This window comes from Kitasatospora sp. NPDC087315 (genome assembly GCF_044744345.1).
In the GTDB taxonomy this organism is placed as follows: domain Bacteria; phylum Actinomycetota; class Actinomycetes; order Streptomycetales; family Streptomycetaceae; genus Kitasatospora.
Map to the genome: position 1 here is coordinate 64,855 of NZ_JBIUYD010000027.1, position 24,642 is coordinate 89,496.

Consider the following 24,642-nt stretch of genomic DNA (forward strand, 5'->3'; position numbering starts at 1 on the left):
CGACCGGCCACTCGGAACCTGGCTCCACCCGCTCGGAAGACCGCCCGGAAGACCGCTCGACAGGCTGCCCGGCAGGCCGCTCGACAGACCCGTCGGCGGACCCTTCGACGGACTGCTCCGCCGACCGCTCCACCGGCCGGCCGGCCGCACGATCCGCCGCCTGGCGCCGCACCAACTGATCCATCGTCACCAACCTTAGGGAACGCTTGCGTTCATAATATCGCCCAGGATATCGTCCACCTTAGTGAACGATTCCGTTCCTTCATAGCCTGCGGGACGCCGCAGAAGCGCTTCGGGCCTCGGGTCCACAGCATACGAAGCAATAGCCAGCAGGGGGCATCAACTTGGCTATCTCCGACACACTCGGCAAGACCTCTCCACCGCAGGGCAGCCAGGACCGGCACAAGGGCGTCACCCTGACCGTCATCGCGGCCACCCAGCTCATGGTGGTGCTCGACGCCACCATCGTGAACATCGCGTTGCCGCAGATCAGGGACACGCTGAACTTCTCCACCACCAACCTGTCGTGGGTGATCAACGCCTACACGCTGACCTTCGGCGGCCTGCTGCTGCTCGGCGGCCGCGCGGGCGACATCCTGGGCCGCCGACGGGTGTTCGTCTTCGGCACGCTGCTGTTCGGCCTGGCCTCGCTGCTGGGCGGCTTCGCGCAGGACGGTGGCATGCTGCTGGCCGCCCGCGCGCTCCAGGGGGTCGGCGGCGCGATCTGTTCGCCGACGGCCTTCGCCCTGATCGCCACCAACTTCAAGGAAGGGCCCGAGCGCAACAAGGCCTTCGGGGTCTTCTCGGCGGTGGCCGGCTCAGGTGCGGCGATCGGCCTGCTGGCCGGCGGCCTGCTCACCGAGTACCTGGACTGGCGCTGGGTCTTCTTCGTCAACGTGCCGATCGCGGTTCTGATCGCGATCGCCGCCCCGCGCTACATCGCCGAGTCGGAGCGCCAGGACGGCCGCTTCGACCTGCCCGGTGCGTTCACCTCCACACTCGGTCTGATCAGCCTGGTCTACGGGTTCATCCGGGCCGCCTCGGACGGTTGGTCGGACAGCCTGACGCTGGGCTCGTTCGCGGCCGGCGTGCTGCTCATCGCCGCCTTCCTCGTGGTCGAGAACCGCACCGCCCAGCCGATCACGCCGCTGCACCTGTTCGCCAACCGCAACCGCACCGGCGGCCTGATGATGATGCTCTGCCTGACCGCGGCCATGTTCGGCATCTTCTTCTACATCACGCTCTTCATCCAGGGGCCGCTGGACTACAGCCCGCTGCGGGCCGGGTTCGCCTTCCTGCCGATCAGCGCGTCGATCATCACCGCCGCGCAGATCGCCTCCAGACTGCAGGTCAAGTACGGCCCGAAGCCGTTCATGGCCACCGGCGCACTGCTGGTCACCATCGGCCTCACCTGGCTCACCCGGATGGACGCGGGCAGCGGGTACGTGGACGGGGTGCTCGGCCCCACGGTGGTGTTCGGCTTCGGCATGGGCCTGATCTTCGTCCCGGTGATGCTGCTCGCCGTCGCGGGCGTCGCCGGGGAGGACACCGGCGCCGCCTCCGGGCTGCTCAACTCGATGCAGCAGATCGGCGGCTCGCTGGGGCTGTCGATCCTGACCACGGTGTTCGCGCACTACGCCACGGCGGAGGCCAAGCTCCAGGCGCCCGGCTTCATGGCCACGGCCACACCGGAGCAGCAGGCGGAGTTCCTGACGAAGCACGAGTTCCCCAAGGGCACGGTTGCGGCCAACGAGGTGCTCGCGCAGGGCATTTCGCACGGCTTCATCGTGGGCGCCGTGCTCGCCGGGGTCGCGCTGCTCATCGCGGTCTTCGTGATCAGGGCCAAGGCCGGCGACCTGCCGTCGGACGCGTCCGGCATCGCGGTGCACTGATCCGGCACCGGAAGCACGACGCGGGCCGGCCGGGAGCCGCACACTCCCGGCCGGCCCGCGCGCGTCACCGGCCGCCGGCCCTCGCGCGCCACGTCACCGCCCGGTCCGCCGCCGCTCAGTACCGCCCGATGTAGTCGTCGCCCCTCAGGCCCGCCCGGTCACAGGCGCTCTGCTCCGCCGACAGGCTCTGGGACAGCGGCCGCTCCGCCAGGATCTCCCGGGCCCGCGCCTCGGCCAGGCTGGTGGCGTACCAGGGCGAGGAGTCGTCGAGGCCGGCCCGGATCAGCTCCAGCGCGCAGGTCCGCTGGTCCCCCGGCAGCCGGTCCAGGGCCGGGACGGCGTCGGGCGAGAGGTCGCGGACGTTGCGCAGGTCGATCTGCTGGGTCCGCTCGAAGCGGGCCACGTTCTGCTCCGCGATGATCGCGTCCGGGCCCATCAGCCCGTACACGGCGGCGGTGACCATGCCGCTGAGCACCACGGCGCGCGGGAGCCAGGCCGCCGAGCGGGTCAGTCCGGCCACGATCAGCAGCAGGAAGACGGCGCCGAGCCAGACCTCGACCACCAGCACCCAGAGTCGCAGCCTGGTCAGCCCGGAGGCGTCGACGTAGAACCACATCCGGCCGAGCGCCGAGGCGACCACGACCAGGGTGAGCAGGCAGAGCACACCGAGCAGGATCCGGGCCAGCCGGCGGTCGGCGGCGGTGCCGCGCGGCGCCCAGCGCTTGGCCACCGCGACCACGACGAGGGTCAGCACGGTGACGGCCGTCAGCTGCCAGAAGCCCTGCCGGGCGTACTCGGAGCGGCTCATCCCGGTGTTCGTGATCGAGTCCCGGCCGCCGAGCACCACCACGGCCTGGATCAGTGCGAAGGCGCCGAACATCAGGTTGAGCGCGACCAGCGGCAGCGCCCATTCCAGCCGCCCGCGCTCGCGGCCCGGCCGGACCGCCGTACGGTCCCAGCGGCGCGGGCCGGCCGCGATGTGGGCGAATCCCAGTGCGGTGAGCAGGCCGAGGACGAACAGCACGAAGCGCAGCGGGAGTTCGCTGAGGTCCAGGCTGGGAGTGAGGCCGGACAGGACGTCCGCCATGGCCGCGTCGGCGCTGGCGAACAGCCAGCCGAAGACGGTCAGCAGCACCGCCGCCACCACGACCGCCTTGAGCACCGGAACCACCTTGCCCCGGCCCGGCAGGCTGAGGCCGCGCAGTCCGTCCCGGGCCCAGAGCAGGCCGGGCGCGAGCTGCCAGAGGATGCCCGGCAGAGCGAGCAGGACGCCCGCCCAGCGGCGGCCGCCGTGCAGCGCGAGGGAGGCCAGGGCCAGCGCGCAGAGCGTCGACAGCGCCACCGGCCAGCCCGCCTCGGAGAGGGCCGGCACGGCGAGCAGGGCCAGTGCGAGCACGCTCCACAGGACCGTCCAGACCCGGACCCGCCGGCCTGCCGAGCGGGCGGCGATCCCGGCGCCGACGGCGGCCACCACACCGCAGAGCAGCAGGTTGACGCCCACCCCGTCGGCCAGCAGCCACGCCGCCAGAAGGCCGGTGATCACCGCCGCCGCGAGCGCCCGGGGGGCGGCGGCCGCCTTGCGCTCCGGCTCGCTGGGGCGCAGCCACGCGATGGGCTGCCAGGCAGGCGCGGCCGGCGCGCGGTACGGGTCGGTCCCGGGCGGGGCGTCGACCGAAGCAGGCGTGGACAATCCGGACATGAGTCCCCCTCAGAGGTCGGTGGGCATGCGGAAGCCACCCTGGGGCAGTCCGCCGGCAGACGCGATGGCGCCGCGACTGGAGCCGACTGTAGACCATTCTGAACAGGTTCAAAAACGCCGTGGCGGGCCCGGCACTCGCGAGACCGGGCCCCCGGGCGACCGGAAGGGCCGGCCGCCCGGGGTGCCAGGCAGCCCGACCGCCCGGACGGCCCGTCGACTCAGTAGGACCCGTACAGCGAGTACACCGGCGAGTCCCTCACCGCCGGTCCGAAGTCCGTCGGCCGGCTGCCGAAGGGCACCACCGTGTTGCTGTGGGCGCCCTGCCCGGTCGCGCCGGTGGAGTAGTTCATGTTGTTCACCGTCGCGCCGGCGCCGTTGCTGTTGCAGGCCGGCCAGTACGGGGTGTTGGCGGCCAGGGTGACCGTCAGCGGGACGGTGTTCCAGTTGTTCGCGGTGAGCGTCGCGGAGGCGCTGCTCGCCAGGACCGCCGCCGTGGTCAGGGCCGCCAGCAGGCCCGCCGGCCTTCTCCGCCCCCGTATGCCGCACCCGCCATGACCGCCCCCTGTGCCACATCGGCCGGCTGCCCCTATCGGTGTACAGGTTCCGCGCCGACCGTGCCCACGAAACCGCCGCATTCCGCTGCGGTCGGCCGGGAGACGCCCTACCCCTTGACGGATCCGGCCAGCAGACCGCGGACGAAGTAGCGCTGGAGGCTGAAGAAGACGACCAGCGGGATCACGATCGACAGGAACGCCCCGGCGGTGAGCAGTTCCCAGCGCCCGCCGAAGGAGCCGGACAGCTGCGCCAGCCGTACCGTCATCGGCGCCACCTCGGGGGTGCCGCCCGCGAAGGTCAGCGCGACCAGCAGGTCGTTCCAGACCCAGAGGAACTGGAAGATGGCGAACGAGGCCAGCGCCGGGGTGCAGAGCGGCAGCACGATCGAACGGAAGATCTTGAAGTGCGAGGCGCCGTCCACCACCGCCGCCTCCATCAGGTCGCGCGGCAGCTGGGCGATGAAGTTGTGCAGCAGGAAGATCGCCAGCGGCAGCGCGAACATGGTGTGCGCCAGCCAGACCGGCGCGTAGGTGCCCTTGAGGTCCACCGCCGGGATCAGCGTCACCGAGCCCAGGTGCGCGCCGCCGGAGAACAGCCGCAGCAGCGGGATCAGCGCCATCTGGATCGGCACCACCTGGAGGGCGAAGACCACGAAGAACACCGTGTCGCTGCCCCGGAACCGCACCCAGGCCAGCCCGTACGCGGCCATCGCCGCCAGGACCAGCGGGAAGAGCGTCGCCGGGACGCTGATCGCCAGCGAGTTCACCAGGAACGGCAGCAGGCCGGTGGAGACACCGGAACCGCCCTCGAACAGCACCGTGTGGTAGTTGGAGAGCCCGAGGTCCGGGTGGAGGAAGACGTTCCACCAGCCGTCCGCGGTGACGTCCTGTTTGGGACGCAGCGAGGTGGCGAGCAGGCCGAGGGTGGGGATGGTCCAGAGCACCGTCACCGCGATCACGAAGACCGAGGCGATCGGGCTGCTGAAGGTCTTCCGCACCGCACGGGCGGAATTGCGGCGCTCGCTCATCGGACCCCACGCTCCTTGCGCAGCTGGACGATGTTGTAGGCCACCAGCGGCAGCACCGCCAGGAAGAGGATCACCGCGAGCGCGCTGCCCCGCCCGGTGTTGAACTGCACGAACGACTGCGAGTACATCTCGTTGGCCAGCACCTGGGTGCCGAAGTTGCCGCCGGTCATGGTGCGGACGATGTCGAAGGCCTTGAGGGTGGTGATCATGACGGTGGTGAGGACCACCACCACCGTGGTGCGGATCATCGGCACGGTGACGTACCAGAACAGCCGTACCCCGCCCGCGCCGTCGAGCCGGGCGGCCTCGGTGACCTCGTCCGGGATGGCCTTGATCGCCGCCGAGAGCACCACCATGGCGAAGCCGGTCTGCACCCAGACCATCACCGCCATCAGCAGGAAGGTGTTGAGCGGCTGGGAGAGCATCCAGTTCGGCGGATGCTCCCAGCCCAGGGCGATGGCGACCTGGCTGAGCAGCCCGATCTGCTGCTGCGAGGAGTCGCGCGACTCGTAGACGAACTTGAAGATGATCGAGGCGCCGACCAGCGAGATCGCCATCGGCATGAAGATCAGTGACTTGTACACCGCCTGACCGCGCATCCGGTCCACCAGCAGGGCCAGCACCAGGCCGAGGGCGGTGGCCGCCAGGGGCGCGATCACCAGCCAGAGCAGCGTGTTGACCAGCACCTTCCGCACCGAGTCGGTGGTCAGCGCCCAGCCGAAGTTCTCGCCGCCGACGAACCGGCTGCTGTCGTCGCTGTAGAGGCTCAGATAGACGGTGCGGACCAACGGCGCGACCAGGCCGACGAGCAACAGCACCACCGCCGGACCGAGGAAGACCGCGACGGCCAGCGGGCGGGCGATCCGGCCGGTGGCCCGGCCGGCGGCGAGGAAGACCAGCAGCAGGATGCCGAGGAAGCCGGCGATGGCACCGAAGCTGTTGCCGAACTTGACGGCCGCGTCGCCCCAGGCGCCGTCGGCGAGCGAGGCAGCGGACGACAGGGTGCCGGGTACGGACATGACTGCGCGTCCTCCCATCGGAAGATCGGACGATCAGAAGAAAGGGCGGGCAGTGCGGGTGGGTGGTCCCGCACCGCCCTCGACAGGTGGTCCTGATCAGGTGGTTCTGCGGGGAGGGCGTCCGCCGCTCACCGCGGCCGGCCGCCGGGCTCCGGCCGCCGGTTACTGCGGCCAGGCCGCGTCGATGTCGGCGGCGGTCTTCTGGATGGACTGGCCCTCGGCGAACCAGGCGGTCAGCGACTTCCACTCCTGCCCGGCGCCGATCGCGGCCGGCATCAGGTCCGAACCGTCGAACCTGAAGGTCGCGGCCGGGTCGGTCAGCGCGTCGGCGGAGAGCCGGTCGATCGGGTCGGTGTACAGACTCTTGTCCACGCCCTGGTTGGCGGAGACCCAGCCGCTGGCGGTCTTCACCCGGCTGCTCGCCCAGTCCGAACTGGAGAGGTAGTTCTGCACCGCCTGCACCTCGGGACGGCTCGCGAACGCCGTCAGGAACTCCCCGCCGCCCTCGACCGGGTTGGCCACGGCCGGGTTCACGGCCGGCAGGTGGAAGGCGAAGATGTCACCGTCCGGGCCGACCTTGGTGTCCTTGGGCCACTGCGCCTTGTAGAACGACGCCTGCTGGAGCATGAGGCACTTGCCGGTGAGGATCGGCGCGCCCGCGTCCTGGAAGGTGGTGGTGGCGATCGACTTCACGTCGCCGTACCCGCCGTTGACCCAGGCCGGGTTCTGCATCCAGTCCGCGAGGGTCTTCATCGCCGTGGTGATCTTCTCGTCGGAGAACTTCACCTTGTGACTCACCCACTGGTCGTACACCTCGCCGCCGTACGAGCCGAGCACCACCTCCTCCAGCCAGTCCGTGGCCGGCCAGCCGGTGGCCGTCCCGGAGGCGATGCCGCCGCACCACGGCTTGCCCGCACCGGCCTTGGCGATCCGATCGCTGAGCGCCATCAGATCGGTCCAGGTCCTGGGCACCTCGTAGCCGGCCTGCTTGAAGGCCTTCGGCGAGTACCAGACCAGCGACTTCATGTTGGCGCTCATCGGCGCCGCGTAGAAGGTGCCGTTGACCGAACCGTACGTCTTCCAGACCGGGCTCCACTTGTCCTGGTTGGCGACGGTCTGCTCGGGCGGCTTGACCACCTTCCCGCTCTTGACCATCTGGGCCAGCAGACCGGGCTGCGGGATGATCGCGAAGTCCGGCGCGTTGCCGCCGGTCACCCGGACCGGCAACTGGGACTCGAAGTCGTTGGAGCCCTCATAGCTGATCTTGATTCCGGTGCAGGAGCTGAACTCGGCCCAGGACTTCTCCAGATTGTCCGACTCCGGGCTGAGGATCGACGCGAAGACCGTCACCGTCTTGCCCGAATGCCCCGCGTACGACTGGTACTTGGCACAGTCCCCGGCCAGGCTCTGGCCCCCTCCGCCCGAACCGCCTCCCGAGCCGCTCGAACTGTTGGAACAGGCCGCGGTCAGTGCCAGCGCCGCCAGCAGGGCGGGCACGACGGCCAGGCGGCGGGAACTCGTGGACGATGCGGTCGGGGTGAGGGTCAATGCGGTCCTCCATGCCAGGGCGCGGACGCCAGCAGTAAGACGAACGACATTGCGCTGTACCGGAGATCGACATGTACCCGGCGACGGCCGGTTCGAAGACGTTAACCCAGCTGCCAGCCGCCGCCAAGGTCCGCGTTCAACCTTCACCGGCAAGTGCCCCACTCGTGACCCCGGCGCGTCCGGGCACGATCCCCCGGGCCGGGGGAAACGCCCGCGGCCCCGTCCGGCCCGGACGGGACCGCTACATGACGCCGCGTCACCGGCGGCGGGCCGGCCGCCGCGGGACTCAGCCCAGGACGGCGTCCACCGCCCGCCGGAGCACCGCCGGGTCCAGACCGTGGTCGGCGATCACCCGGGCCCCGGCGCCCTCGCCCTCCCGGATCACCCCGAGCAACAGGTGACCGACCGCGATCCGGCCGGACTTCAGCCGCAGCGACTCCCGCAACGACAGCTCCAGCGCCTTCTTCGCCCCGGCCGTGAACGGAGTGCGCCCGCCCCTGGCCTCCGACCGGAACCAGCCACGCCGACGCGGCCCCTCCCCCGGCGGCGCATCCAGCGCCCCCTCCCCGAACACCGACTCCACGGCCTCCCGGACGGCGTCCAGGTCCACCCCGATCGCGGCCAGGGCCTGGGCGTCCTCCCCTGGCCCCAGCAGCCGCCGGACCGCCAGCTGCGCGGCGCCGTGATCCAGCCCCGCGTCGACCAGCACCGCCGCCGCCGGGTCGTCCGGCACGGCCAGGACCGCCAGCAGCAGGTGCTCCGTGCCGATGCACCCGTGCCGGAGCGCCGCCGCCTCCCGCTGCGCGCCGGCCACCACCTGTCGCGCCGACTCGGTGAAACGCTCGAACATCGCTCAGCCTCCGTCCTCGTCCTTGCCGACTCCGCGCCGGGCGTACTTCTTGTGCACCGCCTGCCTGGTCACCCCGAGGCAGACCGCGATGTCCTGCCAGGACCAGCCCTGCTCACGGGCGCCACCCACCTGCAGACCCTCCAGCCGGTCCGCCAGGTCACGCAGCGCACGGACCGCCCGAAGCCCCACCGCGGGGTCACGACTGCTCGCCGCCGCCGCGAGTTCTCCGCTCTCGCTCATGCTGTCAACCTAGGTTGACACCCTCCATCTGTCAACCCTGGTTGACGCCATCGCCCCGTCTCCCGGGGAACGCGAAAGGCGGGGCGAGGACGTGAAGTCCTCGCCCCGCCTCAGCGGAAGGTCACCTCTGCGAGGCCACCTCCCCGGGGTTCAGCGCCCGCTGTCAGCTGCAGCCGCTGGTGGAGCCGCAGCCCTCGCAGAGGTAGCAGCTGCCGGCGCGGCGCATCTTGGTGCCGCAGGAGAAGCAGAGCGGAGCGTCGGCGTTGAGGCCGAGCTGGATCTCGATCAGCTCCGTCGAGTTGTGGGCCTGGGCCGGGGTGGCCTTCGGCGCCTCGGCGACGGGGGCCGGCTTGGCCGGGACGACCGGCTCGGCGGTGCGCGGCGCGGACTGGGCGAGGGTCTCGGTGTCGAGCTCCTCGGCCTCCAGCGGCTCGTAGGAGCCCGTCTCCAGGTGACGCTGGCGCTCCTCGACGGAGTGGATGCCGAGCGCCGAGCGGGTCTCGAACGGCAGGAAGTCCAGCGCCAGCCGGCGGAAGATGTAGTCGACGATCGACTGCGCCATCCGCACGTCCGGGTCGTCGGTCAGACCGGCCGGCTCGAAGCGCATGTTGGTGAACTTCGCGACGTAGGTCTCCAGCGGCACGCCGTACTGGAGGCCGACCGAGACGGCGATGGAGAAGGCGTCCATCATGCCCGCGAGGGTCGAGCCCTGCTTGGACATCTTGAGGAAGACCTCGCCGAGGCCGTCGTCCGGGTAGGAGTTGGCGGTCATGTAGCCCTCGGCGCCACCGACCGTGAAGGAGGTGGTGATGCCCGGACGGCCCTTGGGCAGGCGCTTGCGGACCGGGCGGTACTCGACGACCTTCTCCACCGCGGCGGCCGGGGCCTCCTCGGCCTTCGGCGCGGCGTCCTTCTTCTTGGCCGAAAGGGGCTGGCCCACCTTGCAGTTGTCGCGGTAGATGGCCAGGGCCTTGACGCCCATCTTCCACGCCTCGAAGTAGATCTCCTCGATCTCCTCGACGGTGGCGGTCTCCGGCATGTTCACCGTCTTGGAGATGGCACCGGAGATCCACGGCTGGATGGCCGCCATCATCCGCACGTGGCCCATGGCCGAGATGACCCGCTCGCCCATCGCGCAGTCGAACACCTCGTAGTGCTCGGTCTTCAGGCCGGGCGCGTCCACCACGTTGCCGTGCTCGGCGATGTGGGCGACGACCGCCTCGATCTGCTCGTCCTGGTAGCCGAGGCGCTTCAGGGCGCGCGGCACGGTGCCGTTGACGATCTGCATCGAGCCGCCGCCGACGAGCTTCTTGAACTTGACCAGGGCCAGGTCGGGCTCGACGCCGGTGGTGTCGCAGTCCATCATCAGGCCGATGGTGCCGGTCGGGGCGAGCACCGACGCCTGGGCGTTGCGGAAGCCGTTCTGCGCCCCCAGGCGCAGCACGTCCTGCCAGGTCTCGGTGGCGGCGGCCCAGACCGGGGCGTCCAGGTCGTCGAGCGACACGGCGGCGAGCGAGGCGTCCGCGTGCTGCTTCATGACCCGCTGGTGCGGGGCGGCGTTGCGGGCGTAGCCGTCGTACGGGCCGACGACACCGGCGAGTTCGGCGCCGCGGCGGTAGGCGGTGCCGGTCATCAGGGAGGTGATGGCACCGGCCAGGGCGCGGCCGCCCTCGCTGTCGTAGGCGTGGCCGGTGGCCATCAGCAGGGCGCCGAGGTTGGCGTAGCCGATGCCGAGCTGGCGGTAGGCGCGGGTGGTCTCGCCGATCTTCTCGGTCGGGAAGTCGGCGAAGCAGATGGAGATGTCCATCGCGGTGATGACCAGCTCGACGACCTTGGCGAAGGTGACGGCGTCGAAGGAGTCGTCCTCGCGCAGGAACTTCATCAGGTTGAGCGAGGCGAGGTTGCAGCTGGAGTTGTCCAGGTGCATGTACTCGCTGCACGGGTTGGACGCGTTGATCCGGCCGGACTCCGGGCAGGTGTGCCAGTGGTTGATGGTGGAGTCGTACTGGATACCGGGGTCGGCGCAGGCCCAGGCGGCCTCGGCCATCTTGCGGAAGAGCTTCTTCGCGTCGACGGTCTCGATGACCTCGCCGGTCATCCGGGCGCGCAGACCGAATTCGGTGCCGTTCTCGACGGCGGTCATGAATTCGTCGGAGACGCGGACGGAGTTGTTGGCGTTCTGGTACTGGACGGAGGTGATGTCGTCCCCGCCGAGGTCCATGTCGAAGCCCGCGTCGCGCAGGGCGCGGATCTTCTCCTCCTCCTTCACCTTGGTCTCGATGAAGGCCTCGACGTCCGGGTGGTCGACGTCCAGGACGACCATCTTGGCCGCGCGGCGGGTGGCGCCGCCGGACTTGATGGTGCCGGCGGAGGCGTCGGCGCCGCGCATGAAGGAGACCGGGCCGGAGGCGTTGCCGCCGGAGGAGAGCAGTTCCTTGGAGGAACGGATCCGGGAGAGGTTGAGGCCGGCGCCGGAGCCGCCCTTGAAGATCATGCCCTCTTCCTTGTACCAGTCGAGGATCGACTCCATGGAGTCGTCGACGGCCAGGATGAAGCAGGCGCTGACCTGCTGGGGCTGCTTGGTGCCGACGTTGAACCAGACCGGCGAGTTGAAGCTGAACACCTGGTGGAGGAGGGCGTGGGTCAGCTCGTGCTCGAAGATCTCGGCGTCACCGGGGGTGGCGAAGTAGCCGTTCTTCTCACCGGCGGCGCGGTAGGTGAGCACCACGCGGTCGATGATCTGCTTGAGGCTCCACTCGCGCTGCGGGGTGCCGACGGCGCCGCGGAAGTACTTGGACGTGACGATGTTCACCGCGTTGACCGACCAGAAGTCGGGGAACTCGACGCCGCGCTGCTCGAAGTTGATCGAGCCGTCGCGCCAGTTGGTCATGACGACGTCGCGGCGCTCCCAGCGGACCTCGTCATAGGGGTGGACGCCAGGGGTGGTGTAGATGCGCTCCATCCGCAGACCGCCCTTGGGCGCCTTGCCGGCTCCCTTGGCCGCGGCCTTGTCGGACTTCGACCCGCGTGCGGAACCGCTCGTGGTGTCTGTCACTTCTCGCTCCTCCTCCTGGGCAAACGCCCAAAGTGCCCCGAAAAATCCGGGCACCGCTGGTTCGCTTCTCCTGGTGTGCGGGCAGCCGAGGCCCTCGCCTGCCGATGCACGGTTTGTGGTGTTCTGTGCCCTTTTTTCGGGCATACGTCGGCCCCGAAGGGCCGCTGTGGCTGGTGGCCCCGGGGGGCCGGTGGTGCTTGGAGCCGGGCCTCCTAGGGCGCGGCGGCGGGGACGGGCACGCAGGTGCCGTCCGCCTCGGGGACGGGCCGTTCGGCGCGGAGTTCCGCGATGGCGGCCTCGAAGTCTTCCAGTCCGTCGTACGCCTGGTACACGCTGGCGAAGCGCAGGTAGGCGACCACGTCGAGCTCCTTGAGCGGTCCGAGTATGGCCAGCCCGACGTCGTGGGTGGTGAGCTCGGCGTTGCCGGTGGCCCGCACGCACTCCTCGACCCGCTGGCCGAGCTGGGCGAGGGCGTCCTCGGTGACCGGGCGGCCCTGACAGGCCTTGCGGACTCCGGAGATGACCTTCTCCCGGGAGAACGGCTCGGTGACGCCACTGCGCTTGATGACCATCAGCGCGGCCGTCTCCACCGTGGTGAAACGGCGGCCGCAGTCCGGGCACTGCCGACGACGGCGGATCGAACTGCCGTCCTCGGTGGTCCGGCTGTCGACGACGCGGCTGTCGGAGTGCCGGCAGAAGGGGCAGTGCACCTGAGGATCCCTCCCTGGCAGGACGTGCGGACCGGTTGAGTCTATGCGATGCGGACCGGGCCTCGGCAAGCTGATCATGAGGCGTGACCACTAGTACTGGGCACGGTGAGGACTGTAGCCACTACATGTAGGTCTTCGGGGGAAGTGACACCCCTGGCGTGTCGACGCGGATTAGACTGCCGGAGCCGATGATCGATCGAACATTTAATCGATGTACAACAAAGCCTTGATCGAGTCAGCCAACTCCCGAATAATTCACTCGAACGTGTGTTTGGCGCAACCTTTCGATAGGAGGTGCCGTTGGGCTGGAAAAGGGAGAGGACAGCCGTCGAGAGGGGCCGCCGTGAACACCATCGAAAGCAACACCATCCCGGTGCAGGAACACTCCCAGCTCAAGGTGGGGCTGCGCACCACGAATCAGCAGAGTGTGGATGTCAGCATGGACCGTAGCGAAGAACACCGCCTCTCCGGCCCTGCTGTTTCCAGCACGAGCCGCGTTCCCGACCAGCCGATCGAGCATGCCCCCGTGCTGGACGAGGCCCACCCCGCCCCCACGCGGGCGATGCCGGGGCGCCCCCCCGGGATCCGCACCGACGAGGCCGGTCTGACCGAGCGCCAGCGCCGGGTGATCGAGGTCATCCGGGATTCGGTCCAGCGCCGCGGCTATCCGCCGTCCATGCGCGAGATCGGCCAGGCCGTCGGCCTGTCCAGCACCTCCTCGGTCGCCCACCAGCTGATGGCCCTGGAGCGCAAGGGCTTCCTCCGCCGCGACCCGCACCGCCCGCGCGCCTACGAGGTCCGCGGCGTCGAGGTGGCCCGCCCCAACACCGCCGAGACGGCCGGGCGGCCGTCCACCTCGTATGTGCCGCTGGTCGGCCGGATCGCCGCGGGCGGGCCGATCCTGGCCGAGCAGACGGTCGAGGACGTCTTCCCGCTGCCGCGCCAACTGGTGGGCGAGGGCGAGCTGTTCGCGCTCACCGTGCGCGGTGACTCGATGATCGACGCGGCCATCTGCGACGGCGACTGGGTGACGGTCCGCCGCCAGCCGGTCGCCGAGAACGGCGACATCGTGGCCGCGATGATCGACGGCGAGGCCACCGTGAAGCGCCTCAAGCGCGAGGACGGCCGGATCTGGCTGATGCCGCACAACCCCGCGTACGAGCCGATCAACGGCGACAACGCGACCATCCTGGGCAAGGTGGTCGCCGTCCTGCGCCGCCTCTGAGCACGGGCCGGGAGAGGCCGCCTCGGCGCCGGAACGAAGGCGCCGAGGGCCCGAAACGCTGGGGCCGGAAAACGGAGGGTCCCGAAACGCCGAGGCCGAAGAAACCCGAGGGCCGAGGAAACCCGGGGCCGGAGACACCGGGACGGGAAGGGGCTCCACGCACCACCGCGCGGAGCCCCTCCGGCCTGTCCTGGGCCGCCGGTCAGCCCCGCTTGACCACCGGGCGGACCGGCGCCGCCGAGGCGTCGATCGCCGCCAGCGACCGGCGCACCTGGTTGCGGTCGGTGGTGTACCAGAACTCCGGCATCGAGGACCGGAAGAAGCTCCCGTACCGCTTGGTCTCCACCCGCGGGTCGAGGACCGCCACCACGCCCCGGTCGTCCGCCGCGCGCACCAGCCGGCCCGCGCCCTGCGCCATCAGCAGCGCGGCATGGGTGGCCGCCACGGCCATGAAGCCGTTCCCGCCGCGCTGTTCGACGTCCTTCTGCCGGGCGCTCATCAGCGGGTCGTCCGGACGCGGGAACGGGATCCGGTCCATCACCACCAACTGACAGGCCGAGCCCGGCACATCGACGCCCTGCCAGAGCGAGAGCGTGCCGAACAGGCAGGTGGACGCGTCCGACGCGAACTCGCGGATCAGCTCGCCCAGGGTGTCCTCCCCCTGGAGCAGGATCCGGTTGTCCAGCCGCTCGCGCATCGCCTCGGCGGCCGTCTGGGCGCCGCGCATCGAGGAGAACAGGCCCAGCGTCCGCCCGCCGGACGCACCGATCAACTCGGCCAGCTCGTCCAGCATGTCGGGCCGCTCGGGGTCGCGCCCCGGGTCGGCGAGGTGCCGGGCCACGTAGAGGATGCCCTGCTTGGGGTACTTGAACGGCGAGCCGACGTCGATGCCGCGCCAGTGCGGCACCGGGTCCTCGCCGAAGGCCGGCTCGGGGGCGTCGGCGGGCCCGCGCTCGTCCGGCAGCCGGGCCTCCGAGGGCAGGCCGACCGAGGCGGCGACGCCGTTGAAGTCCCCGCCGAGCTTGAGCGTGGCGGAGGTGAGCACCACCGAGCGCTCCTTGTACAGGCCCTCGCGCAGCAGCCCGGAGACGCTCAGCGGGGCGACCCGCAGCGAGGCGGTGCCCATCCCGAAGCGGTCGCTGCGCTCGATCCAGACCACGTCGTACTCGGAGTCCTCCAGCAGCCGGTCCGCCGTCTCGTGCAGCGCCTCGGCGGAGGCCATCGCCTGCTTGCGGACCGCGTCCTCGTCGGTGAGCGCCTTGTCCCTGGTCTCGCCCAGTGAGGTGATCACCTGCCGGCTGGCGTCCCGGATCGCGGTGACCGCGTACGCCAGGTACTCGGGCAGCTCCTCGACCCGGCCGGGCTGGGCCGTCTCCATCAGGCCGTGGAAGTTCTCCGCGGCGGCCTGCAGGGCGTCCACGGCCTTCTCGTTGGCGAGCCGGGCGGCCCGCTTCACGGCCCGGTTGACGGCGCCCACGGTCAGCTCGGCGGTGGCCGCGCCGGTGACCCGGTTGACCAGCTCGTGCGCCTCGTCCACGATCAGCAGCCCGTGCTCGGGCAGCACCGGCGCGCCCTCGATCGCGTCGATCGCCAGCATCGCGTGGTTGGTCACCACGACGTCCGCGAGCTTGGCCCGCTCGCGCGCCTTCTCCGCGAAGCACTCCTGCCCGTAGGCGCACCGGGTGGCGCCCAGGCACTCCTTGGAGGTGACGGACAGCTGGGCCCAGGCCTTGTCGGAGACGCCCGGGCTGAGGTCGTCCCGGTCCCCCGTCTCGGTCTCGTCCGCCCAGTCGCGCAGCCGCAGCACGTCCTGCCCGAGCTTGCCGGTGGGGCCGCCGAGCGCGTCCACCGGATCGAACAGTCCCTCGCCCTCCTCGCTCGGGGTGCCCTCGTTCGCCCGGTGCAGGCAGAGGTAGTTGGAGCGGCCCTTGAGCATCGCGAACAGCGGCCGGCGGCGCAGCACCGGGTGCAGCGCCTCGACGGTGCGCGGCAAGTCCCGCTCGACCAGCTGGCGTTGGAGCGCCAGGGTGGCGGTGGCGACCACCACGCGGTCCCCGTGGGCGAGGGCGGGCACCAGGTAGGCGAGGGACTTCCCGGTGCCGGTGCCCGCCTGTACCAACAGGTGCTCGCCGTGGTCGACGGCGTCGGCGACGGCTGCGGCCATCCTGGCCTGGCCGGGGCGTTCCACGCCGCCGACGGCCTCGACGGCGGCGTGCAGCAGCTCGGGGATACGGGCCCGGGGGACGGCGCCGGAGTCGTCCCCCGGGCCGTCGGCGGAGTCCTCGGCGACCTCGACGACGTCGTCAGCGGCGTCGTCGGCGTCGGCGGGAAGCTGGGATTCGGAGTCGTTCGTCATGACCCTCCCAGCCTACGGGGCGGGGGTGACAATCCGGTCCCGTTGACCGGGCAGCACGGTCGCGGCCTCCGCGGTGAGCGCGTTGGGGACGGTGCCGTGCCGGGCCGCGTGCGGGCGGTGCGGGCGGTCCCCGTAGCCGTCGAGCAGCAGCCGGTTGCGGTTGAGGCAGAGCCGTTCGATCCGCGGGCGGAACAGGTCGAAGAGCGCGAAGCGCTCGCCCAGCTCGGGGAAGCGTGCCTGGTAGCGGAGGATCTCGGCGCGCAGCAGGGCCCAGAACTCGGCCTCGGGCAGCCCGGTCTGCGTCTCCAGCAGCGGGGCGAGGTAGCGGTAGACGCCGACGAAGAGGCCGGAGTGGAGGAACTGGCAGAGGCCCTGCGGGTCCTCGCGCAGCAGTACCTCGTCCACCTCGGCGGGCAGGCCGCGCAGTTCGGGCAGGTCCTGGTCGCTCAGGTTGACGTCGTCGACGAAGTCCTTGACCGCGAGGCGGACCGGGGCGTCGTGCTCGTCGAAGACCAGGATGGCGTTCTCGCCGTGCGGGGAGAAGACCAGGCCGTAGTGGTAGAGGAAGTGCAGCAGCGGCGGCAGCATGGCGGCGAACAGCCGGGCGGTCCATGCGGCGGGGGTGAGCCCGGAGCGGGCGATCAGCTCGGCGGCGAGCGCCCGGCCGTCGGAGCCGGTCTGCAGCAGCGCGGCCAGGGTGCGGGCCCGCTCGCCGGGGTCGAGGAACGGGCCGAGCGGTTCGCGCCAGATCGCGCCGAGGAGCTCCTTGTACTGGTACGGCGCCTCGGGCAGCTCGCGGTAGAGCGGGTGGTCGACGGTGACCGAGGCGATCTCGCCGAGCAGCACGACCCGGCACTCCTCGCGCAGGAATCGGTCGGCCTGCCGGAGGCCGTGGATCCAGGCGGTGACGGCGGGTGCGGCCAGCGTGCGCTCGGTGGGCAGGCCGCGCCAGACCAGGGTGTTGAGGATGGCGAGCGGCAGTTTGACGGTGCAGCGTTCGGGGTGGTCGGCGTTGAAGAAGGAGCGGATGGACTGCTGGGGCAGCCGTAGGTCGCCGTCGGAGGGCAGCGGGACGATCTCGCCGGTGGCGATCCAGGGGGCGAACAGCGGGACGACGGTCTCGTCCCACTGCCAGGGGTGGACGGGCAGCAGCAGGTAGTCCCCGGCGTCCGGGCCGAGGGCCGCGAGCAGCGCGCCGGGGTCGTCGAGTTCACGCCGGTAGAGCAGCTCGGGGCGGTCGAGTCCGGGAACGCCGCGGTACTGGGCGAGGCGCTTGTGGACGGCGATCCAGGGCAGCGGCAGCGGGGTACGGGCCTCCGGGGTCCAGCGGGCGGCGTCGGTGGCGGAGAAGCCGATCCGGCCCTTGTTGGGGACGATCCAGGGGTGGCCGCCCTGCCGGCCCTCCAGCTCGGTGTGGCCGAGGTCGGCGAGTTCGGCGGCGGTGAGCGCGGTGGCGAGCTGGTGGGCGTCGGCGGTCAGGGTGGCGGTGAGTTCGCGGATCAGGTGCCCGGTGGTGTCGCCGCGCAGGCCGAGGGCGTGCCGGGCGTACGGGAGGAACCGCAGCGGGTCGAGGCCGTCGGTCTTCGAACAGCGCACCGAGTCCTCGTCGACCTGCCAGCCGCCGTACGCCCCGCGGCGGGCGGTGAACCGGTACTCGGCCTCGGGCAGCCGCAGCAGGTAGCCGCCGACGGGACCGTCGGGGGCCGGGGTGATCAGCTCCTCGTAGGCGAACTCGCCGAGCATCTTGGCCAGCAGCGTGCGGCCGGCCCGCCGCCAGTGCCCGGCGGTGAGCTGTGGTGGCAGGTACAGCTGCGGTTCAGCGGCCGGCGGCTGCGGCACGGGTCCACTCCTGGGGTCGCGGGAAGCCCGGGGCGGGGGCGGGGGCGGGTGGTGCGGGCGGGGCGAAGCCGGTCCAGGCGGTACGGGTGGGCAGCCGGTGGACGGTCCGGCCGGTGACGGCGTTGAGGATCACGGCGGCCCGGTGGGCGCCGAGGCCCAGGTCGGGGGTGCCGACGCCGTGGGTGTGCAGTTCGGCGTTCTGAACGTACAGGCCTCCGGTGAGTTCGGGGAGGGTCGCGACACGGTGTTCGAGGTCGACCTGGTAGCGGCCGGCGGCGTCCCACTCGATCAGGTGGGAGAGCGGTTCCAGGGCGGCGGGGCGGGCGGCGCGGTAGCCGGTGGCGAGGACGACGGCGTCGGTGCGCAGCACGTGCTCGGTGCCGGAGTCGAGGTGCCGGCAGTGCAGTTCGAGGGCGCCGCCGGGGCCGGGCCGGGCGGCGGTGACGGCGGTGCCCGGGGTGATCTCGACCGGGGTGCTGTCGATCGGGCGGCCGATGGTCCGCTCGTACAGGTGGTCGTGGATCTCGGCGAGGGTCTCGGCGCTGGCGGCCTTGTGCAGCTGCCACTGGGCCTCGACCAGGGGATCGCGGACGCTCGCGGGCAGGCTGTGGAAGTAGCGGGTGTAGTCGGGGGTGAAGTGCTCCAGGCCGAGCTTGGAGTACTCCATGGGGGCGAGCGCCCTGGTCCGGGTCAGCCAGCGCAGCCCGGTCCCCTCGTCGCCGTGGGGCGCCGCGCCGCGAGCGGCACCACCGTGGAAGGCACCGTCATGAGCATCGCCGTACCGGCGGAGCAGGTCCAGGAAGACCTCGGCACCGGACTGACCGCTGCCGACGACGGTGATGTCACGGGCGCCGTCCAGGGCGTCCCGGCGGTCGAGGTAGTCGGCGGAGTGGAAGACGCGCGGGTGTCCGTCGAGGGCGGCGAAGGCCTCGGGCCGGACCGGCCGGGTGCCGACGCCGAGCGCGAGGTTGCGGGCCTGCACCTCGGTGCGCCGGCCGGTGGCGGTGGACCGCAGCTCGACCCGGAAGTGGCCGCCGCCGGCCTCGGCCACCCAGTGCAGGGCGGTGACCTCGGTGCCGAAGCGGCAGTTGCCGAGCCGTTCGGCGGCCCAGCGGCAGTAGTGGTCGTACTCCCGGCGGGGCAGCTGGAAGCGCTCGGCGAAGTAGAACGGGAAGAGCCGGTCCTGGTCGCGCAGGTAGTTGAGGAAGGACCAGGGGCTGGTCGGGTCGACCAGGGAGACCAGGTCGGCGAGGAACGGCACCTGCATCCGGGCCCCGTCCACCAGCATCCCGGGGTGCCAGCGGAACTCCGGGCGCTGGTCGCAGAAGAGCGTGCGCAGGCCCGGCACGGGCTCGGCGAGCGCGGCGAGCGAGAGGTTGAACGGGCCGATGCCGACGCCGAGCAGGTCGTAGGGCCCGGCCTGGGGTGCGGGGGTGTCCATGGGGTGGGGGGTGTCCTAGGAGGCGTGAGGGCGGCGCGCGCGGACCATCAGGGCGGCGCGTTTGGCGGGCAGGTCGAGGTCCGCGGCATGGGCGAAGCCGGCCCGTTCGAAGGCCCGCACCGAGCGCCGGTTCCGGACGTCGGGTTCGGCGACCACCCGCTCGCAGCGCGGCCGTTCCCGCAGGATCCGGTCGGCGAGGGCGGCGAGCAGGGTGGCGCCGAGGCCGCGGCCGCGGCGGTCGGCGGGGCCGAGCAGCAGGTGGACACCGGTGTCGTGGGGCCGGGCCGGGTAGTGCCGGGCGAGCGGGTCGAGGTCCGCGCGGTAGATCTCCCAGTAGCTCATCGGGGCGCCGTCCAGCAGCCCGAGACAGGGCACGCTGCGGCCGTCGCCGTCGAGTTGGGCCCGCAGGTGCCGTTCGGTGGCGGCGGGCGGGCCGTCGAGCTCCCAGAAGGCGGCCACCTCGGGGTCGTTCATCCACCCGGCGAGCAGGTCCAGATCGGCGGGAAGCCGGACCGGCCGGAGCCGGAACTCACCGGCGGCGGTGGTCATGCCGCCCCGGCCGGGCACGCCGTCGAGCGGGCAGGCGGGAGGCGTCACGCGCCGGCCACCGGGTTGGGGATGTCCACGTAGACGGACTGGGTGGCGACCGGGCCGACGAGTTCGTCCATGCCGTTGATCCGGGTGAGCAGGTTGGCCTTGCAGGGCAGGGTGGGCGCGTCCAGCAGCAGGCCGGGCAGCGCGGAGCCGGTGGCGGTGACCCGCGGACCGGACAGGAAGCCGCGCAGGGCGGCCAGCAGCACGCTCTCGCCGGCGAGCCGCTGGGAGCCGAAGGCGCCGATCAGTCCGAGGATGTGGTTGATGCCGAGGTAGTAGGCGAAGTGATGGTCGATCACCTCGTCGGCGAGGAAGGTGTCGCTCCGGGCGCCGAGGCCGGGCAGCCGGGCGGCGAGCCGCTCGGCCGCGCTCTCCCGGTAGTAGAAGCCCTGGTTGTCGCGGTAACGGCCGCCGTTCGGCCAGCCGTCGGCGTCGAGCAGGACGAGGCTGTTCTGCTGGTGGGCCTCCAGCGCGATGCCGGCCTGACCGTCCAGCCAGAGGACGGGCAGCACGACGGTCTCCAGGTAACGCAGGAACCATTCGGCGGCCACCGTGCGCAGCGGGCGGCCGCAGCGGGCGGCGAGCGCGCGCAGGGTGTCGCCGAGCCGGGACGGCACGACGGAGCCGGTGCCGAGCGGCTGTTCGGCGACCAGCCCGGCGACGCAGAGGGCGCGCTCGGTGGGGCCGAAGGGCTGGGCGCGCAGCACGGTGTCCAGGCCGCCCGGGTCGCCGAGGCCGGGGTGGTCCACGCCGATCCAGGCCGGGTCGCGGACGACGTCGAAGCCGGGGTGGGCGGCCCGCCACTCGGCGGCCAGGCCGCTCTCCAGCAGCCGGTGCACCTCCAGGCCGCGGTGGAGTTCCTTGCGGAGGTTCTCCCGGCGGGAGTTGGTGATCCGCAGGCCGAGCGAGAGCTTCAGCATCCAGGGGGTGCCGGGCCGGTAGACGGTCCGCACCGAGGAGGTGGGGTGCCAGGGTTCGCCGGACGGGCCGAGGTCGTGCAGCAGGCCGGCGGCGAGCAGCTCGGCGACGGCCGGGCGCAGCGCCAGCTCGCGGGCCTGCCAGGGGTGCAGGGGCAGCGCGGCGGTTCCGCGCGGGAGCCGGGCCCGGTCGCCGAGGAGTCGGGCGGTGATCCGGTCGGCGCTCTCGGCGACGGCGGAGCCGGCCGCGAGCAGCTCGCGGTCGACGGCGTACCAGTGGAGCTGGAAGGAGCCGTGGAGTTCCGGGGAGTACGCGGCGCTCTGCGCGGGGCCGAGGCCGTCGCGGCTCTTGGGGGTGGGGTGCAGCGGGTGGCCGAGCAGCAGGGACTGTTCGGCGGCGAGGAAGTGCGAGCCCTCCGGCCCCCCGGGGGCGGCGGCGGTGCGGCGGTGGGCCAGGATGTCGGCGGTGCGGACCACCGAGTCGGCGACCCGGGCGGCGAGGTCGGCGACCTGGCCGGGGTCGGGGCGCTCGGCGGCCGCGGTGGCGAGCAGCGCGGCGGTGGTGACGGCGTCCACGGGGGCGTCGGCGGTACCCTCGCCGGCCGAGAGGGTGGCGGCGCCGAAACGGTGCCAGCCACCCGGCGACCAGTAGCGGACGGGCGCGGAGAGCAGGGCCGCGCCGCCGAGGACGGCGACCCGCAGCTTCCCGTCCGGGCCGGGGGCGGCGCCGGTCTCGCGGGTCCAGCAGCGCAACAGCGCCTCCAGGGCGGCCTGTTCGGCGGCGACGGCGGGGTCGGGGTGCAGCAGCAGGTCGGGCTGCGCCGGGCGGTCGGGGGAGGTCCGGCAGGCCGGGATGTGGGGCGGGGCTCCGGTGAGGGCGGTGGTCAAGGCTGCTCCTTGGGGCGCGTGGGGGTGCGGACGCGCAGGGGTGCTGGAGAGGATGTGGCGGGCGCTCTCATCGTCGCGTCAGGTAAGGGTTACCTATCCCTGACGGGTGATCACAAGGACGGCTCACTCGTCCGGGTGAAGAGCGGTGATTGTTCACCACTCGGCGGGGAGTCCCTGTTGTTCCAACGACGCCGCCGGGAGTTCGTCACAGATTGATGACCTCCGACCGGGGCCGCAACCCGGGGGTCGGCCCGTGTCGTCCTGGTGGCCAGTGGGAGACTCCAAGGCGGCGAGCCGCCGGCGCACCGGACTACCAGGGGGAAGCGAACACCATGCCATTGATCCACCGGTCGGCCCTGGCCGCGGCACTGGCCGCGGGGACGTTGCTCGCCGTGAGCGCCTGCGGGCCGGACGGCCCCTCGGGCGGGGGCACCGCCGCTCCGCCACCCGCCTCGGCGAGCGCCGCGACCACGGCCGCCGCCGGGAGCGGCGGGGTGATCGGCGGGCTCACCCTGCCCTCGGGCATCCCGACCAGTCTGCTGGAGGGCCTGCCGAAGAGCTGGGACGACCTGAAGAAGTGGAACTTCCAGGACTGGGACAACTGGGCGTCCAAGCACGTCTTCAACAACCCGGTCGTGAAGGACTTCTGGAACCCGGACAAGATGGGCGACTCCAAGCCCGCCGACCCGGCGCCGCCGACCGCGAAGCCGGCCGACGGCGCCGCGGTCACCGATCCCGAGCCGGCGCCGGTCAAGGCGGTGCCGGTGGCCCGCCCGTACACCAAGCAGCCTTCCGGGAAGGTGTTCTTCAGCGCCCAGGGCGGCCGGGGCAACTGCTCGGCGACGGTGGTCACCGACCCGGCGCACCCGGGCAAGAGCAACCTGGTCTGGACGGCCGGGCACTGCGTGCACGAGGGCAAGGGCGGGAACTTCTTCAAGGACCTGGTGTTCGTGCCCGCCTACAACAACTCCGGTGCCTCCAGCGGCGGCAAGAAGGCCCCGCTCTCCGAGCTGGCCCCGCTCGGCACCTGGTGGGCGGACCAGGTGACGACCTCGCCGCAGTGGATGGTCGAGGGCGGCGGTAGCGGCGATGCCGCCAACCAGTACGACTTCGCCATCATGCGGGTGCACAACCAGAACGACAGCGGCAAGTCGCTGGAGGAGGCGGTCGGCGCGGCCGTCCCGGTCTGGTTCGACGCGCCGCGCGACAAGCTCGCCGTCTCGGCCGTCGGCTACCCGCTCTACAAGCCGTTCGACGGCCAGGAGCTGTACAAGTGCGAGGGCGGCCGGCCGACCCGGCTCTCGTTCGACCCGAAGCGGCCGCCGATGCTCACCATCGGCTGCACCATGACCCAGGGCTCCAGTGGCGGCGGCTGGTTCGCCACCATGCCGGACGGGAAGACGGCGCTGGTCAGCAACACCTCGGTCGGCACCCAGGACCACACCTCGCTGAGCGGCCCGTATCTGGAGGCGGTCGCCAAGCAGGCCCTGGACTGGATCTCCAAGAAGCAGTAGCCGCCCCTACCTCCACCACGTCCACGGGAACCGATCCACCATGCCGAAGACCAGCCGGGCCGGCGCGCCGCGGCGCCGGGCCGCCCTGGCCGGCGCCGTGTCGCTCGTCGCGCTGCCGTTCACCGCGACGGCCTGCGGGCCGGACGGCGCGGCGGGCACCGGCCGGCCCGCGGCGACGGTCGCCGCGGGCCTGCCGGGCGCCGCGCTGCCCGGCGGCCCGCAGGAGCCGGCGAACTGGAAGGTCGACGACTGGACGAGGTTCGCCCGCGAGAACGCCTTCAGCAACGAGGTGACCCAGGGCTTCTGGTCCACCGCCAGGATGGAGAAGGCCAAGGGCCGGGCCACGCCGCAGTTCTCGTACCGGACGGCCGGCGGCGACGTCGAGCGGGACGATCCGCCGGCCGCCGTCCCGGCCACCCCGCAGCCGCACCCGTACAGCCAGGCGACGGCCGTGGTCGGCAAGATCTTCATGACGGCGTCCGGGGGCGACTCGACGTGCTCGGGCACCGTGGTCTCCGATCCGGCCCAGCCGGGCCGGAGCAACCTGGTCTACACCGCCGCGCACTGCCTGCACGACGGCAAGGGCGGCGGCTGGCTGAAGAACATCGTCTTCGTGCCGGGCTACAACCGCGACGGCCAGGCCGTCCGGGGCAGGCCGTACACCGAGCAGCAGGTCGCCCCGTACGGGCGGTGGACGGCGGTGCGCGCGCTGGTCTCGCCGGCCTGGGTGAAGGAGAGCGGCGTCGGCCCCGGCTCCCCGTACGACTACGGGATCGTCCGGGTCCGCGACGAGAGCGGCTCCGGCCGGTCGCTGGAGGAGACGGTCGGCAGCTCCGTCCCGGTCTGGTTCAACGCCCCGCGGTCCCAGATCACCTCGGTGTTCTCCTACGGCTACCCCGCCGAGCGGCCGTTCGACGGCATGGAGCTCCACCACTGCGACGCCGCGGCCAGGCCCGCCAGGCTGTCCTTCGGCCCGGCCCACCCGCCGATGTACGTGATCGGCTGCACGATGACCGGGGGCTCCAGCGGCGGCGGCTGGTTCATCAACAAGGACGGCAAGCCGAACCTGGTCAGCGTCAACGCGATCGGCAACCGCAACCCGTCCGAGTACCTGGCCGGGCCGTCCCTCCAGGACCAGGCCAAGCAGGCCTTCGACTACTTCAGCAAGAACGCGAAGTAGCCCGGGAACGCCGACGGGCCCCGGTCTCCGTGAAGGAGACCGGGGCCCGTCCGGTGTCGTCCGGGCTCAGCCCTGGCTCAGCCCTGGGTCAGC

Annotated in this window: 19 protein-coding genes; 5 read left to right on the forward strand and 14 right to left on the reverse strand. The window is 71.9% G+C overall.

Annotated elements, in window-relative coordinates; all coding sequences use genetic code 11:
- Positions 1–344: 344 nt before the first annotated feature.
- Positions 345–1,892, forward strand: a complete 1,548-nt coding sequence (locus ACIO5D_RS31580) for an MFS transporter (protein ID WP_400657385.1) — start codon at positions 345–347, stop codon at positions 1,890–1,892.
- 115 nt (positions 1,893–2,007) lie between these two features.
- On the opposite strand, the gene ACIO5D_RS31585 is transcribed toward ACIO5D_RS31580, so the two are convergent.
- Together ACIO5D_RS31585 and ACIO5D_RS31590 are read right to left on the reverse strand one after the other, a co-directional pair.
- On the reverse strand, positions 2,008–3,591 hold the full coding sequence (locus ACIO5D_RS31585) for a DUF4153 domain-containing protein (protein ID WP_400657387.1): 1,584 nt from the start codon (positions 3,589–3,591) through the stop codon (positions 2,008–2,010).
- A gap of 218 nt (positions 3,592–3,809) precedes the next feature.
- Entirely contained in the window at positions 3,810–3,941 is a 132-nt protein-coding gene (locus ACIO5D_RS31590) for a hypothetical protein (protein ID WP_400799348.1), read from the reverse strand.
- Between ACIO5D_RS31590 and ACIO5D_RS31595 the strand changes: the two genes are divergently transcribed.
- Entirely contained in the window at positions 3,940–4,146 is a 207-nt protein-coding gene (locus tag ACIO5D_RS31595) for a hypothetical protein (protein ID WP_400799351.1), read from the forward strand. The two genes, ACIO5D_RS31590 and ACIO5D_RS31595, sit on opposite strands and share 2 nt — an antisense overlap.
- A gap of 106 nt (positions 4,147–4,252) precedes the next feature.
- On the opposite strand, the gene ACIO5D_RS31600 is transcribed toward ACIO5D_RS31595, so the two are convergent.
- The 7 genes from ACIO5D_RS31600 to nrdR all read right to left on the reverse strand — a co-directional run bounded on the left by ACIO5D_RS31600 (position 4,253) and on the right by nrdR (position 12,595).
- Positions 4,253–5,173 (reverse strand): carbohydrate ABC transporter permease, encoded by a 921-nt coding sequence (locus ACIO5D_RS31600; RefSeq protein ID WP_400799354.1) that lies wholly within the window; start codon positions 5,171–5,173, stop codon positions 4,253–4,255.
- Complete coding sequence (locus ACIO5D_RS31605; RefSeq protein WP_363609540.1) at positions 5,170–6,192, reverse strand: sugar ABC transporter permease; 1,023 nt, start codon at positions 6,190–6,192, stop codon at positions 5,170–5,172. Before ACIO5D_RS31605 ends, ACIO5D_RS31600 begins: the two co-directional genes overlap by 4 nt.
- A 162-nt stretch (positions 6,193–6,354) precedes the next feature.
- Positions 6,355–7,740, reverse strand: a complete 1,386-nt coding sequence (locus tag ACIO5D_RS31610) for an ABC transporter substrate-binding protein (RefSeq protein ID WP_363609542.1) — start codon at positions 7,738–7,740, stop codon at positions 6,355–6,357.
- 286 nt (positions 7,741–8,026) lie between these two features.
- A complete protein-coding gene (locus tag ACIO5D_RS31615; protein ID WP_400657392.1) occupies positions 8,027–8,590 on the reverse strand; it encodes a Clp protease N-terminal domain-containing protein in 564 nt (187 codons plus the stop codon).
- Between the two features lie 3 nt (positions 8,591–8,593).
- The gene (locus tag ACIO5D_RS31620) at positions 8,594–8,830 is read right to left on the reverse strand and encodes an RNA polymerase subunit sigma-70 (RefSeq protein WP_363609546.1); all 237 of its coding nucleotides are present in this window, start codon (positions 8,828–8,830) and stop codon (positions 8,594–8,596) included.
- Between the two features lie 163 nt (positions 8,831–8,993).
- Positions 8,994–11,885 (reverse strand): vitamin B12-dependent ribonucleotide reductase, encoded by a 2,892-nt coding sequence (locus ACIO5D_RS31625; RefSeq protein ID WP_363609548.1) that lies wholly within the window; start codon positions 11,883–11,885, stop codon positions 8,994–8,996.
- A gap of 212 nt (positions 11,886–12,097) precedes the next feature.
- Positions 12,098–12,595: a transcriptional regulator NrdR gene (gene nrdR, locus ACIO5D_RS31630; RefSeq protein ID WP_363609550.1), complete on the reverse strand. Its 498-nt coding sequence runs from the start codon at positions 12,593–12,595 to the stop codon at positions 12,098–12,100.
- 562 nt (positions 12,596–13,157) lie between these two features.
- Here nrdR and lexA point away from each other — a divergent pair.
- The gene (lexA, locus tag ACIO5D_RS31635; RefSeq protein ID WP_400657444.1) at positions 13,158–13,820 is read left to right on the forward strand and encodes a transcriptional repressor LexA; all 663 of its coding nucleotides are present in this window, start codon (positions 13,158–13,160) and stop codon (positions 13,818–13,820) included.
- Positions 13,821–14,022: 202 nt separating this feature from the next.
- Here the strand turns inward: lexA and ACIO5D_RS31640 are convergent, their stop codons facing one another.
- Genes ACIO5D_RS31640 through ACIO5D_RS31660 form a run of 5 tightly spaced genes read right to left on the reverse strand, consistent with a single transcriptional unit; the run spans position 14,023 to position 21,855 of the window.
- Entirely contained in the window at positions 14,023–16,176 is a 2,154-nt protein-coding gene (locus ACIO5D_RS31640) for an ATP-dependent DNA helicase (RefSeq protein ID WP_363609554.1), read from the reverse strand.
- A 12-nt stretch (positions 16,177–16,188) separates the two neighbouring features.
- The gene (locus ACIO5D_RS31645; RefSeq protein WP_363609556.1) at positions 16,189–18,015 is read right to left on the reverse strand and encodes an IucA/IucC family siderophore biosynthesis protein; all 1,827 of its coding nucleotides are present in this window, start codon (positions 18,013–18,015) and stop codon (positions 16,189–16,191) included.
- Complete coding sequence (locus ACIO5D_RS31650) at positions 17,993–19,456, reverse strand: lysine N(6)-hydroxylase/L-ornithine N(5)-oxygenase family protein (protein ID WP_400799357.1); 1,464 nt, start codon at positions 19,454–19,456, stop codon at positions 17,993–17,995. Before ACIO5D_RS31650 ends, ACIO5D_RS31645 begins: the two co-directional genes overlap by 23 nt.
- Before the next feature lie 15 nt (positions 19,457–19,471).
- Positions 19,472–20,053 carry a GNAT family N-acetyltransferase gene (locus ACIO5D_RS31655; protein ID WP_363609560.1) on the reverse strand — a complete coding sequence of 194 codons (582 nt, stop codon included), beginning with the start codon at positions 20,051–20,053 and terminating at the stop codon, positions 19,472–19,474.
- A complete protein-coding gene (locus tag ACIO5D_RS31660) occupies positions 20,050–21,855 on the reverse strand; it encodes an IucA/IucC family protein (RefSeq protein ID WP_400799360.1) in 1,806 nt (601 codons plus the stop codon). Before ACIO5D_RS31660 ends, ACIO5D_RS31655 begins: the two co-directional genes overlap by 4 nt.
- A 332-nt stretch (positions 21,856–22,187) precedes the next feature.
- Between ACIO5D_RS31660 and ACIO5D_RS31665 the strand changes: the two genes are divergently transcribed.
- Both ACIO5D_RS31665 and ACIO5D_RS31670 read left to right on the forward strand, forming a co-directional pair.
- Positions 22,188–23,369 (forward strand): hypothetical protein, encoded by a 1,182-nt coding sequence (locus tag ACIO5D_RS31665; protein ID WP_363609562.1) that lies wholly within the window; start codon positions 22,188–22,190, stop codon positions 23,367–23,369.
- Positions 23,370–23,409: 40 nt separating this feature from the next.
- The gene (locus ACIO5D_RS31670) at positions 23,410–24,549 is read left to right on the forward strand and encodes a hypothetical protein (protein ID WP_363609564.1); all 1,140 of its coding nucleotides are present in this window, start codon (positions 23,410–23,412) and stop codon (positions 24,547–24,549) included.
- Positions 24,550–24,642 lie beyond the last annotated feature (93 nt).